At 31.0% G+C, this 12,631-nt stretch carries 16 protein-coding genes; 2 read left to right on the top strand and 14 right to left on the bottom strand.

The annotated features are described in order from the left end of the window. Window positions 1-125: 125 nt before the first annotated feature. The 5 genes from AX016_RS11915 to AX016_RS11895 all read right to left on the bottom strand — a co-directional run bounded on the left by AX016_RS11915 (window position 126) and on the right by AX016_RS11895 (window position 3,130). Window positions 126-977 (bottom strand): universal stress protein, encoded by an 852-nt coding sequence (locus AX016_RS11915; protein WP_100895825.1) that lies wholly within the window; start codon window positions 975-977, stop codon window positions 126-128. Between the two features lie 143 nt (window positions 978-1,120). Beyond that, a complete protein-coding gene (locus AX016_RS11910) occupies window positions 1,121-1,966 on the bottom strand; it encodes a universal stress protein (RefSeq protein ID WP_100895824.1) in 846 nt (281 codons plus the stop codon). 89 nt (window positions 1,967-2,055) lie between these two features. Further along, the gene (locus AX016_RS11905; protein ID WP_100895823.1) at window positions 2,056-2,421 is read right to left on the bottom strand and encodes an arsenate reductase family protein; all 366 of its coding nucleotides are present in this window, start codon (window positions 2,419-2,421) and stop codon (window positions 2,056-2,058) included. A 31-nt stretch (window positions 2,422-2,452) separates the two neighbouring features. Further along, window positions 2,453-2,647: a hypothetical protein gene (locus tag AX016_RS11900; RefSeq protein ID WP_100895822.1), complete on the bottom strand. Its 195-nt coding sequence runs from the start codon at window positions 2,645-2,647 to the stop codon at window positions 2,453-2,455. Between the two features lie 24 nt (window positions 2,648-2,671). After that, window positions 2,672-3,130 carry a hypothetical protein gene (locus AX016_RS11895; protein WP_100895821.1) on the bottom strand — a complete coding sequence of 153 codons (459 nt, stop codon included), beginning with the start codon at window positions 3,128-3,130 and terminating at the stop codon, window positions 2,672-2,674. Window positions 3,131-3,311: 181 nt separating this feature from the next. Here AX016_RS11895 and AX016_RS11890 point away from each other — a divergent pair, with 181 nt between their 5' ends. After that, complete coding sequence (locus AX016_RS11890; protein ID WP_100895820.1) at window positions 3,312-3,704, top strand: hypothetical protein; 393 nt, start codon at window positions 3,312-3,314, stop codon at window positions 3,702-3,704. A 114-nt stretch (window positions 3,705-3,818) separates the two neighbouring features. Here the strand turns inward: AX016_RS11890 and AX016_RS11885 are convergent, their stop codons facing one another. From AX016_RS11885 to AX016_RS11875, 3 genes are all read right to left on the bottom strand, one after another. After that, window positions 3,819-4,361: a hypothetical protein gene (locus AX016_RS11885; RefSeq protein WP_100895819.1), complete on the bottom strand. Its 543-nt coding sequence runs from the start codon at window positions 4,359-4,361 to the stop codon at window positions 3,819-3,821. Between the two features lie 141 nt (window positions 4,362-4,502). Next, window positions 4,503-4,760, bottom strand: coding sequence for a hypothetical protein (locus tag AX016_RS11880; protein ID WP_100895818.1), 258 nt, complete (start codon window positions 4,758-4,760; stop codon window positions 4,503-4,505). A gap of 47 nt (window positions 4,761-4,807) precedes the next feature. Then, a complete protein-coding gene (locus AX016_RS11875; protein WP_100895817.1) occupies window positions 4,808-5,617 on the bottom strand; it encodes a hypothetical protein in 810 nt (269 codons plus the stop codon). Window positions 5,618-5,899: 282 nt separating this feature from the next. On the opposite strand from AX016_RS11875, the gene AX016_RS11870 reads away from it, so the two are divergent. Further along, a complete protein-coding gene (locus AX016_RS11870; protein ID WP_100895816.1) occupies window positions 5,900-6,934 on the top strand; it encodes a flavin-containing monooxygenase in 1,035 nt (344 codons plus the stop codon). A gap of 796 nt (window positions 6,935-7,730) precedes the next feature. Here the strand turns inward: AX016_RS11870 and AX016_RS11865 are convergent. The 6 genes from AX016_RS11865 to AX016_RS11840 all read right to left on the bottom strand — a co-directional run bounded on the left by AX016_RS11865 (window position 7,731) and on the right by AX016_RS11840 (window position 12,503). Then, window positions 7,731-9,578 (bottom strand): PLP-dependent transferase, encoded by a 1,848-nt coding sequence (locus AX016_RS11865; RefSeq protein ID WP_100896857.1) that lies wholly within the window; start codon window positions 9,576-9,578, stop codon window positions 7,731-7,733. Window positions 9,579-9,715: 137 nt separating this feature from the next. Beyond that, window positions 9,716-10,315, bottom strand: a complete 600-nt coding sequence (locus AX016_RS11860) for a DUF4272 domain-containing protein (RefSeq protein ID WP_100895815.1) — start codon at window positions 10,313-10,315, stop codon at window positions 9,716-9,718. Window positions 10,316-10,335: 20 nt separating this feature from the next. Then, window positions 10,336-10,623: an acetyltransferase gene (locus AX016_RS11855; protein ID WP_100895814.1), complete on the bottom strand. Its 288-nt coding sequence runs from the start codon at window positions 10,621-10,623 to the stop codon at window positions 10,336-10,338. A 79-nt stretch (window positions 10,624-10,702) separates the two neighbouring features. Beyond that, window positions 10,703-11,293 carry a hypothetical protein gene (locus tag AX016_RS11850; protein ID WP_100895813.1) on the bottom strand — a complete coding sequence of 197 codons (591 nt, stop codon included), beginning with the start codon at window positions 11,291-11,293 and terminating at the stop codon, window positions 10,703-10,705. A 124-nt stretch (window positions 11,294-11,417) separates the two neighbouring features. Further along, entirely contained in the window at window positions 11,418-11,996 is a 579-nt protein-coding gene (locus AX016_RS11845; protein ID WP_100895812.1) for a DUF1287 domain-containing protein, read from the bottom strand. 12 nt (window positions 11,997-12,008) lie between these two features. Beyond that, a complete protein-coding gene (locus AX016_RS11840) occupies window positions 12,009-12,503 on the bottom strand; it encodes a hypothetical protein (RefSeq protein WP_100895811.1) in 495 nt (164 codons plus the stop codon). Window positions 12,504-12,631 lie beyond the last annotated feature (128 nt).

The raw sequence follows: 12,631 nt of genomic DNA, 5'->3' as shown, positions 1-12,631 counted from the left end.
GTGGGTATACTTAGTGTTTGTGTTTTACACAATTTAGGCAATAAAAACCCAAATTAAGGATATACTTGGCTATTAAACACCAAAAAGCCCTAAAAGGGCTTTTAAACTAAATATATGGGGTTGCTTTAGTTTATTAAATTATGCAATGCTAATATAGGCACATTGGTGTTGTTACCTAGGTCTTTTACCATAGGATTAGAAAATATACTACCAAAAAAATTGTGTTTTTTATTTACAAAGGCTATTAAACCGCTATCTCTACTCTGCACAAAAGACCGTACGCCATTGTGTAGGTTTTGGCTGTATAATTTATGGTGTGTAAATGTTGTTGGTTTTAGTATTGTATTTAATAGTGCTTTGTTTTCTATTTGTTTATTACTAAAATCTAAGTTTTTCTGTATATATAATACGCGTATTGGTGCATTGGTTAGGCTTGCTATTTCTACCAAAGTTGCCAACTCTGCCTTAGTATATGTTGTTTTAAAACTGGTAGGAAATACAATTTCTGATGGTGCTTTATATGCAATATGCCCAGGAATGGCTAGTACTGGGCAAGCTCTAACTTTTTCCATAGTTACTACGGCATTACTCCCTAAAATTAGGTGTTTGCTGTCTGTTTCTCCTCTTGTACCCATTACTACCAATGCAATGTTATTGCTTTTTATGGTCTCTTTTAGGTTGTCTGTGAGGTCGCCAATTTTTATAAGATACTTAAAAGTATGGTTGGTGTTTGTAACGTTAAACGAAGGTTGTTTTTTTAATTCTTCCATTTTTTCTGCTGCTGCTTCTTTTGCTGCCGCTAAAGTTTGGTCTACATTGTTTAAACTTAAAAGGTTGCTTTTGGCATAACCTGGTACGTAGCAAGAATGTAGTATAAAAAACTCGCATTGCTCTTCTTTATAAAGCTTAATTGCATAGTGTATTGCGTTATTAGAATTTGCCGAAAAATCTGTAGGTAATAGTATCTTTTTTTTCATAACAACTGGTTTTTAAATGGTTAAAATTTTAAATGTGTGGTACTGTAAAATACTGTGGTATATGTGCTTACTTTTTTAAAACCTTAAACACATATACCTATAAAAAAACAAACCTATTTTTTATAATTACTAGTTATAAACTACTAACGACTAAGGTTTTGTAATACCAAAAATGGTATTTTAATTTGCAACCCTATTTCTTCTATAGTAGAACTGTAAAGTATGTTTTCTAGGTATGAGTGTCTGCGGTTTACCATTACTAACATATCTATTTTTTCTGCTGCTATGGTGTTATTTATGCTTGCTGTTATATCTGTACCAGAGGTTTTTAAGTTGGTACAGGTATTGTCTTTAAATGTGGCGTCTAAAAACATTTTATTGTCTAGCTGCCTGTGTGATGATGGTTTAAAATCTGACACATACAAGAAGTTTACCGTAGCACTGTAGTTTTTTGCCAAGGTACTTAGCAACTTTAACTCTCTGCGTTTGTACGCCAGCATATAGTCTGTAGGAAAAAGTATGTTTTTAGGGTACTCTCTGTGGTACGTTACCGGTACTGCTAAAACCGGACATTCTACATATTTTATAACTTGCAATGTATTGCTACCAAAAGTTATATTGCGGTTGTTTGTTTTGCCCTTTGTGCCCATTACAACCAAGTCTGCATTTTGTTGTTCTACAATTTGGTTTATCTCATCTACCAAGCTACCAAAGCAAGAGACATAAGTGTATTTGTGTTTTGGGTTGGGAGATGCTTCTAATATATCTGCAACTTCTTTTTGTAAAGCTGTTTCTATTTTTTTTTGATAGGCATTTTTGTACTCCTCAAAATCTTCTCTATCTAACGTGGTTGTGTTTTTATATACTTCGTCTGCAAAGGCGTGTACTATTGTTATTTGACTAATGTCATGCTTAAATAAATGTATGGCATACATTATGGCATTCATAGCTGTTTCTGAAAAATCTGTTGGAATAACTATTTTTTTCATTGTAGAGCGTTTTTTAATTACACTCTAATGTAACCTCTAAATACCAGATATAAAATGACTTATGTCATACAAATTCATTTAAAAATGCACTAAATTTTAAGAATGTCTGTAGGTGTCTCTATTAAAATGGTAATATCTCCTCTTAAAGCAATGGGCTGCTTCATTATAGTAGGGTTGTGTTGTATCATCTTTATCCAATCGTTGGTAGAAAAGTTATGAGGTTCAAAATTTTTCTTGTACTTAGGATGCTGCTGGTTTACCAATTCTGCAACCGTTATGTGTAACCTATCTGCCAGCTCTATAATTTGTAAGCCTGTAAGTTTTTCTTTTAAAATGTCTACTTCTTGCACTATAAAACCTTCTGTTTTTGCATAAGCTAAGGTTTGTTTTGCCCTAATAGACTCAGAACTATAATACAATGTAATTTGCCTATTAGACTTAGCTATTTCTCCCATATTTTTGTCTTTATTGGTTATACCATATTTGTTAGGTATGATGTTTTAATAGTTGCTTTAAACGCTCTAAATAATCTTGAAGCGCTTTTTTGTTTAAATGCGAACTATGATTTTCTTTAAGCGTAATAGGGTTTTCATCTAAATTACGATAAAGCTCTGGGTAATTGGTCTCTATCTCTGTAGTTATATCTGTAATTTCTTTTAAAATGTCATCTACACTTTTCATAGCTTGTTACTTTTAAATTACTAATTAGTCTGCCAAATCTGTGTAATGCCTTACCAATTGCTCACCATCTATAATATATTCTGTAATGCTAAAAACTTCTTTTCTGTTTTTTCTAAAGTCTTTTACAAATTTTGATAAATCGTCCTCTAAAACTCCGTGTTCTGTTCTAAATTTATGAGAATCGTAAGCAAAAGGATTTTCTATAAGCTCTGTTAAATGATGTAAATGCTTTGTGGTACGCTCCAACAATGAGGTACATTGATGGTCTACTTCTAACAAACTAACTTCAATTTCTTTAACTAAATCTAAATTCTCTTTTTTAGAAATCCACACTAAATATTTTTTAATTAGTTGATGTAAAAATCTTAAATCGTCTTTATAAAATAATAGGTCTGATTTCCAATGTTCTGTTAAAGTGTAAAGCTCTTGCCAGTTAGCCTCGTTAATGTAGTTGTCTTGTGGTCTGTTTCTAAAAATGCTCATACTAATTTATTTTGTAGTAAAAGTAGGTATGCAAATTTGTTTATAATATGACTTAAATCATTTGTGAAACAAAAAGAAGCGTGTAAATTATTCTGCTATTAATAATGATTTGAGATTTATGAATTGAATTATATGTAGTACTTTTGACACCCTAAATAACTTATAATTTTAGCTGTAATTTATGCCGTATAATGATGTTTTTGTTCAGTTTTGGGAACAAGTAAAAGAGAGTGTTGAAGAAAACCGTTTTGCAAAATTAACTATGGCTAAAACTATTGGTAAGCCAGACTTAAAAAATATTTTTGTGCGTCCTGTATATGCTGATGACGGATTTATGGTATTACTTAAATTACGTTACAGATCTAGAGAAACCGAGGATATTGAAAAAAAACTAACACTAGAAGAAGCTTTTCCAATAATACAAAAGCACTTAAGAACTTCATTTTTTTCGGTATTACTTTTTACAACTACAAAAGACGTTACTTTTAAAATAAACAAAAAAGGTGCTGGTAGTATTACAGAAGGTTTACCAACGTTTACCAATATTACCCAAGCAGAAATGGGAGAAAATTAAGCAATCTAATAAAACCACAAAATAAAAATACTAAACCTTAACACTGATTTTCTTACTTAGTAGGTAAATTAAAAGTTATTATCACAGGGTATTTTTAGTAGATAGTGTAACCAATTACCATCTACGTCTTTTAGTTACTTTATGCTGTTGTTTTTTACTGTGTTGCTGTTTACGGTATTCTGATGAAGCAATATACGTCTCTACACTTGCTATAATTTGGTTTTTTACGCCACTTATAAGTTTGTTTTTATAATTCTTTTTCTCGTACCACCAAGCGCATAAAAATATAAGCACAACAAGAATAATTTCCCAAGGATTATTACCAACCACAGGTACATTATAATAAACACTTACTCCTATAACTGGTTTTAAATATTTAATTCCAAAATACAACAATACCATAGCAGCAAAGGCAAATGATAAAAAAATGCGTTTTTCTGATTTTAGTTTTTTCTTTACTCTGTTATTAATGGCCAAAATAGCTTCATCACTTAGCAAAGCGTGTTTTTTGTTGTAACTATCTGCTATAAAACGCAACCTAGACTCAATGTCGTTTTTTGAAACCCTGTCACTAGTATGTTTAACAAAATAGGTGTTATAGTCCAGATAATCTTGGTGTGTTAATTTTAACTTAGGGTATAAAGAGTATAAACTCATTAGTAATGATTAATGCTTTTGTGGTTGTTTAGCTCATAAATATAGAAAAATTGTCTACTCCTTACTACTAGTTCTAGAATAAAAAAACCTCAAAAACACGTTGTTTTGAGGTTTATAATATAAATTAAGTACTGTTGTGTTCTATTTATTTAAAACTTCTTCTTTAGTAGTTGTACTCTCTTCTTCTTTAGGTTTTTTCCATAAAGCATAAGAAACACCTGCCCAAGATAGGTTTATGATAATCATTCCTATAAAAAATGGGTTACGCCCACGATCCATACTGTAATCTTCTATTCCAAAAAGGTAAACTGCCAACAAGACAAATAATACCACTATACCTACAAAATATCCTATTTTTCCTTTTTTAGTTAAATGTTTTAATAATAATCTTTCTAACATAATTTTTATTGATATGGTTATTTAATTTTAATTAATCTTACAATTGGCTACTTACCTAATAATCGCTTCCAAAAACTCTTTTTTACTTTTTCTTCTTTTGGGTTAATTACCTCTGTTGGGTTTATATTAGTAACCTCATACTCTGCCTTAGATGAGATATGACCCTCTGGCAAACCTTCCTTTTTTTCTATTTCTGCAAGTTGTTCTAGTGCTGCTTGTTGGTATAGCAACGCACCTTCTAGATCACAGTTAAACAGATTAGAATAACAAGCCGATTTATTTAAATCCATAGGGTTAGGCTCTACAACTTCCGTTGCTTCTAAAAGTCCTAAATTGTGTTCTTTTGCATAATTTAAAGCCTTTAAAAAAACTATAATTCTATCATATGAAAATAAATTATCTAGTTCACTTTTAACTTCTGCGTTTGTATCATAATCCTGTAACAACTGAACAACCATATTAGCTGGTATATAAACACCAGAACTATAATTAGTACTTATACTATTGCTTATGTTGTTTGAGTATTTGTCTTGATCTATTATTTGATCCCATTTTTTATAGTATTTTTCAAAAAATGGTTGTTCTAAAAAAGATAAAGCTGCTCCTCTAGTGTAAAAATATTTATTAAAGAAACCCTGTACAACAGCTACATAATAGCCGTGTGTCATATCAAAACTATCTTCTTTACTCGTTTCTAATGCAACTTTTATAACATCTATATATTTATCCTTGTAAAAATCATCTAGACTATGTTCTTCTGCAAGTGTATTTATTAAGTTTTGGTTATCTAATACATCAAAATACCAACTGTTTATTTGCTTTTCATTAATTGGATGATAACTTATATCCCAACCCATACGTTTACTAATTAATTATCTAATAATTTATAAGCTAAAATTACATTTAAAGTCTACAGTTTAAAATAGCGAACCTATAAACGTAAGCACAAAAAGTATTTTCGTGCTACTTTTTTAATTAACGTAGTATTTTTAGACATATTTTATTTTATAGATAGTTATAATTTTAATTTCTTATGCTATACTATTTGTTCACAAGTAATTGTTTTAAGCTTTACTACGCACTTCCTTGTTGGTCTTGCAAATGTTGCTACTTTTGTACAAATTAAACAACGCAATTTAATGTTAGATTATGTGGTAATTGGTGGTGCCCAAGCAGGATTAGCTATGGCGTATCATTTAAAAAAAATGAATAAGAATTTCTTAGTTGTAGATGGCGAAGACCAAATTGGTGCATCTTGGCTAAACAGATGGGATTCTCTAAAGCTTTTTACCTGTACAGCCTACAATAATTTGCCTGGTTTAAAATTTGATGCGCCTAAGGGCCACTACCCTTCTAAGTTTGAAGTTGCTAATTACTTTAAAACTTATGTGCAAGAGTATAATATTCCGGTACAATTAAATACTCTAGTTACTGCAGTACGTAAAACAAACAAAGGTTTTTTTATTACGCATAAAAACGGAGAAATTAGAGCTAAAAATGTTATTGTTGCTACTGGACCTTTTCATATACCTTACACTCCGCCCTGCCATACAAAACTTGCAGACAGCATACTACAAATGCATAGCAACTACTACAAAACACCAGAACAATTACAAAACGGAGATGCTTTGGTTGTTGGTGCAGGAGATTCTGGTTACCAAATTTTAAACGAGCTCTCTAAAGATGGTTCTAGAACTGTTTATTTTTCTGGCGATACTACTGTAAAATCTATTCCGCAACAATTTTTAGGTAAAACCATTTGGTGGTGGTTTACAGTTACTGGTTTTTTAAGTTTTACCAAATATAGTTGGTTAGGTAAGCGTATAAATGCTGCCAAACAACCTGTAATTGGTACTAATGTAAAAGAAATTTTAGCTAGAGAAAACGTTATTCCTGTAGGTAGAACTAATGATGCTTTAAACGAAATGTTATTTTTTGAGAAAAAGAAGGTTTCTACCATTAAAAATATTGTTTGGGCAACGGGTTACCGTCCTAATTTTAACTGGATTGAAGGTTTGGAATTAGATGCTGATAATTACCCAAAAAACATACGTGGTGTTAGTAATATTAAAGGCTTGTACTTTATTGGCTTGCCGTGGATGTATACGCGTGGTTCTGCTACTTTGGGTGGTGTCCAAAAAGATGCTAGTTATTTGGCTAGTGTTATTGAATAATGTTTGTAAAAGAGGCATTGCCTTAAAACAGGCTTTTGTTCATTTTTTTATTGATAAAAAAACGAACCAAAAAAATCTAGACTCACGAACATATTGCTAAACTATACGTCTCAATTTCTAAATAATCGCTAACTTCTTCAAACGCTGTTTGAATTCATAACAAACGGATTATTTGCACGAAATATCAACTTTAGTTTTACGCAATACTTTCGTAGGTCAGCCTAAGATTAAACTGCTCGTTTTTAATTAGAAGCATTGTGAAATTTATCTTTAATTAATACTATTATTTATACAAGTCCCAATACTTAGGGATTTATTACAAAGTAACATTTGCCTTTTTAATAAGCTTGTTCATTTTTTTCATTGATAAAAAAACGAAATCGCAGATTGAGATTGCCATTAGGCAAATCACAATATAGATTCACGAACTCCTTTAAAAACAATAAAAATCTTGTGAGCTATCCCAAAAAATCTAGACTCACGAACACATTGCTAAACTATACGTCTCAATTTCTAAATAATCGCTAACTTCTTCAAACGCTGTTTGAATTCATAACAAACGGATTATTTGCAAGAAATATCAACTTTAGTTTTACACAATACTTTCGTAGGTCTGTCTAAAATTAAACTGCTCGTTTTTAATTAGAAGCATTGTGAAATTTATCTTCAATTAATACTATTAATTATTTAAGTCCCGATACTTTGAGATTCATTGATTAAAAAACGAAATCGTAAACTGAGAAAGCCTTAAGACAATTCTCAATCTACGATTTATAAATGCGTTTTTAAACTGTTTTTAGATTGATGCTACAAACTCTAAAAACACTTGTTTGTGTAAATCTAAGTCTAAATTAGGAGATAAAGATGCACGTACTATATAATCCTTATCACCTTCTTTTGTTGTTCCTTGTGTAGAGGTTGCTGGTATAGTCCAGTAGCACCCTTTTAATTGTCCGTAACTAACACAAAACTTACTCTCGTTTGGTATTTTAGTTATCATTAAATTAATCAATTTTAAATTTAATGCACGTTTGTATGTTTCTCTTTCTTCTTCTGTATTACCTTTAGTTGGTAGGTCTAGAGAAAAAACAGACGGTGTAAAGCCTTCTGATGCTAACTCTTTAGACACAAAGTTAATTTTTGCTCCTGGTAAATTAGCGTGTATAAAGTTTACAAAGTCACGCGTATTTGTATACGCATCTGCAATTCTCTGGTTCATACTTGGCAATTGTTCTGCCAATATACTATACTGCAATGCCGTTGCTTCATTATCACAAAGCGTTAAATGCAACTCTATTTTCTCCATTAGGTCTGCTGCCTTAGTATTACCAACACAGTAACCAGCTGTACATTTTCCTCCACTAGGAAATTTTGAGCCACTTGCAAAAGAAATTATTCTAACAGAAGATAATACATCATCTTCTCCTAAAAAGTGTACGTTAGGGCAAAATGTCTGATCTAATATAAAAACAGGATCTATTGCTATTGCTCCAGATGGTGTTTTACGCTCCTTGCTTAATGCATCTTTTAACGCAATTAAATCTGGAACTTCTACACGTGGATTTGTTGGTATTTCTGCTATAATTAAAGGCACTGCATCCTCTGCTGCAATAGCGTCTAAAACAGTGTGTACGCTTTGTACCATATCATTATCACCATCTACAGGCAAATCTACTATAGCAACATTTTGTAAACAAGCTGCTACTCTCCTAGCCTGGTCATTTGTACCGCCATAACAGTTTGGTGGTACAATAATTTTTATAGCTTTTCCTTTATGGTTTTCTAACGCATCATTAACCAAGCCCATTAAAATAGCATATTGTATAGATAATCCGCTAGAGGCTACTAATGGTTTGGTACTTGCGCGGGTAATGTCTTTTATAGATGCTAAAACACTTGCCTTATCTGCCTTTACGTCTTCTTCTTCATATACATACTCTGCTTCTGCTGTAAGTGAGTTTAAAGCTAAAAGCGAGTTTGCAGGTGTCATTGCAATTGTTTCTCTTCTGCGCACGTGCTGTATGTCTTTTACATAAGTAGCAGTATTCTCTGTAGTATTAACTACTAAAACACTACCTAATTTGCCGTGTAGGCTTATGTAAAAATCTATGTTAGAATTTAAGGTAACTGCACCAATGGTTTTCTGATCTTCAATAAAAACGGTACTACCATTAAAAGCAGTAACATCATTAGCGCTATTTATTTTTTTTAGGTTGAAATTGTAGCCATAAACATTTTTAATAACATCTACATTAAAATTAGCTGGCAACTCACCTGTATATAGTATTTGAGTTTCTTTTTTATCAAATAAATTTTTACGCAATATTGATAAAACAGGAACAGTGTTAGAGTCAAAACTTATTACATTTTGTGTGTCTAAACCGTGTAGTTTTGCTATTCCCCACTCTAGCACACAAGATAAAGGATGACCTAGTCTAATGTAGTCATAAGCAGTGTGTAACTCACTTAAAGCAGTTGTAGTACTATTATTTGCTACATATAAAGCCTCTAGCTCGTTTAAAAACTGAACTTTAGCTAGTTCTTCATTGTAGATATCTAGACGATGTGTAGTTAAGTTTAACCAATCTTTTGGCATATTTGCTACTACATCTTTTATATAATTTAGTGTTTTATTGTCTTGCATAAGATTCATCTTTAAAAGAAGCCTGCAAGATACGTTAATTAGACTTTTTTATGAAGTGATACAAGGCGTATTGTTCTATTTTACCATAGATTTAACGCCTTGTGTTTTTTACTGTATTAACATACTAATTATAATTTTTAGGTGTCTGTTGGCACACTGTCCCAATCATCACCATAGCCAATTATCCAACTAAGTGCATATCTTCTTTCATATACAACACTAGGGTTTAATTCTTCTGGCATTTCTTTACCAAATAATTGTGCGTCTCTTACTCGCCAATGCTGATTATACAACTCTGTTTCTATGGCCATTAAATCCTCATCAGACCTTAGCGTAACAGATTTTATAAATGCTTTAGGGTTGCCTATTATTTCGGCAAGCTCTCTAATGCTGTACACATCAAACTGTGTATTTAAGGCTGGCATTTCTTCTATTAAATTTACAGCCCAAAACAAAGATGTTAAGGCCTCTGCTCGCCAACTATAGTATACAATGTCATTTTCTTCTGGCTCTACTGAATTTATAAATTCTGTTTCTTTAAAAGACAAGTAATTATTTATGCCATTATTGGTAACCCAAGACTTAAAACTAGGTTCTTGTCCTTGATGAACCTTACCTATAATTGCTAGCAAACCTAAAATACGTTCTGCTACTGCAGTTTTAGTTCTTACTTGCATATCATCTTCTAACTCTTCGTTATCCATATCTAAGTTTTTATTATTTAAATCATCTTTCATTACTGTTCTAGAATTACTTTTTAATCTCTGTGCTTTTTTACTTTTAATTTTAATTGTGCTAATGCAACTAAAATAAGGCACGGGACTAGTATCATTATAAAAAATAGAATACTAAAAAACCACCACGGAATATCAAAACCGTGAGTATACGCGGTTCCTATATAAAACCCCATTATTAGGCTTACAACTAAGCCTATTGCAGACACTACAACTATATATTTTTTAGGTTGTGTTACAGCATTTTTCCTAAACATACCTAGTGTTAATGCACTAATTATAGTTAGTATAATTATTATAATGTAAAACATCTTATATTGCCTTTTTAGTATTTGTAACTGCTATTAATTACTTTTATTTTGTGTCTATTTTTGTTGTTTTAATTGTATCTCACTTAAAAACTCTTTGAGCTGTAATAAAATTAGCTGTTTTTTTATGTTCTAAATTATAACTAGCAATATTGTTATTAAATGGATGAAAAAAGTAGACCGTTCCTGTTTCTATCTTTTGGAAATCTGTAGTAACGTTGCTATTACTCATTAGTCCTATTCTAAATTTTGATGAATAAGCAACATTTATAATTGCAATAGGAATAATATACATTTTTCTGTTTTGTTCAAAGTATCCATTTTTAATTCGGCCTCTAATTTTTATTGTTTTTAAAACACTATCATTTACCGTAACAGTTGCATTTATTCTTTTTTTGTTTACTGCTTTTAGTGTGATAAAAAAAGGTGGTTTTTCTTTGGACTCATTACCATAAACAGCATCACTCTCCTTTTTGCTAAAAAAAGATCCCCAAAAAAACTCTGAAGCGTAAGGCGTATTTTTTATGTTATTTTGATATGTACCATTTATTAAATGTAAATTATCTGCTGTTAACTCTACCCTATTTGCTGCCGTAGGTGTATTTTTTAGTGTTGCGCAAGAGCACATTACCAAAAAAAAGCAGAAGTATGTAATAGTTTTATAAATACGCATATAAATTAAACGTTTACCTGTTGGTTCTTTACAAATATTAAGGTAACAAAGTTGAAGATATTTAGTGCTTAAAAATAACCTACTTATGGTAAAAACAAACTAGCAGTTTACAGGGTAATAAAGTCTATATTTTATACCTATAATGACCAATAATTTTAAAAGAAAAAAGGCAATCTTGTAAAACTTGGCCACCTCCAATATTGTGTACAATTAAGTTTCTTTTACCATCTTTAGATTTTTTATTTACAACAATACCAATATGTGTAATGGCTCCTCCTAAATTCCAACAAACTATATCGCCAGCAACATAATCTTCTGCTTTTTTAGATATTAATTTTTCTTCTCCTTTTCTTTTAAAATAGGTCATTAAATTAGGTACTCTGCGGTGATCTATATTTTTATCTGTAGTTTTTAAACCCCATAATTTTGGGTAGACATTAAAATTAGACTTCATATCTAAATGCACATTTTTTTGTAGATCTATTCCTAATTTTCGGTACGCTCTAACTATAACATCTGTACAAACACCTTTATCACTAGGCACATCGCCATTAGGATAATCTATAGAAAAATAGCTAGGATCGTAGGTTACATTATCCTTGGTTAATTGCAATGCGGCGTCTGACAAGCTAATTTGTTTAACACTTGTTTGCGCAAAGCCAAATTGTATACCTAAAAATAAGAGTAAAAGTATTTTTTTCATCAATATATAATTTTATTTACAATCTGAAGACTTTATATGTCTTACCTCTAAAACATTAACATACTCATATGTACCATTGTAATCTGCTGCAAAACCATACTTATCCTTGCCTTTATCTATTATTTCAATTTTAGCGTAAATAGGACTATAAGGTTCTTTTCCGTTTGCCAAGGCATAATAAAGTTTCTCTAATTTACCAGTTTTTTTATAGTTATCAGTAATCCAAAATATTTTATCACTGCCACAAGGCTGAAAAGTTGCAACTTCTACTCCAAATATTAATTTTCCGCTTACAACCTTTGATTTATAAGACGTTAAAGAAGCTACCTCTTTTTTCAAGTCTCTAATGGTATCTTCTAATAGTTCTATTCTACTACTCATAAAAATATCTCCCTTACTTTTAGTTAGATAGTTGGTTTGTATGTTAGAAGCATATTGCCGGTCTTTACAAGAAGTAAAAAACAAAGCTGCTAGTAATATTAGAGATAAAGTGTGTTTTAGTTTCATACCATCTTTTTAAAGTTGTATTACAATATTTAGATACTTCAAAGATGTAACTATTTCACTAGGATTATAAGCCTATATCTAGTGAAAACACCACCCTTTTTACAGGGAATTAATTTAACTTATATGAA

This window comes from Cellulophaga sp. RHA19 (assembly GCF_002813425.1).
In the GTDB taxonomy this organism is placed as follows: Bacteria; Bacteroidota; Bacteroidia; order Flavobacteriales; family Flavobacteriaceae; genus Cellulophaga.
This window is presented reverse-complemented; position numbering and strand designations above follow the sequence as displayed.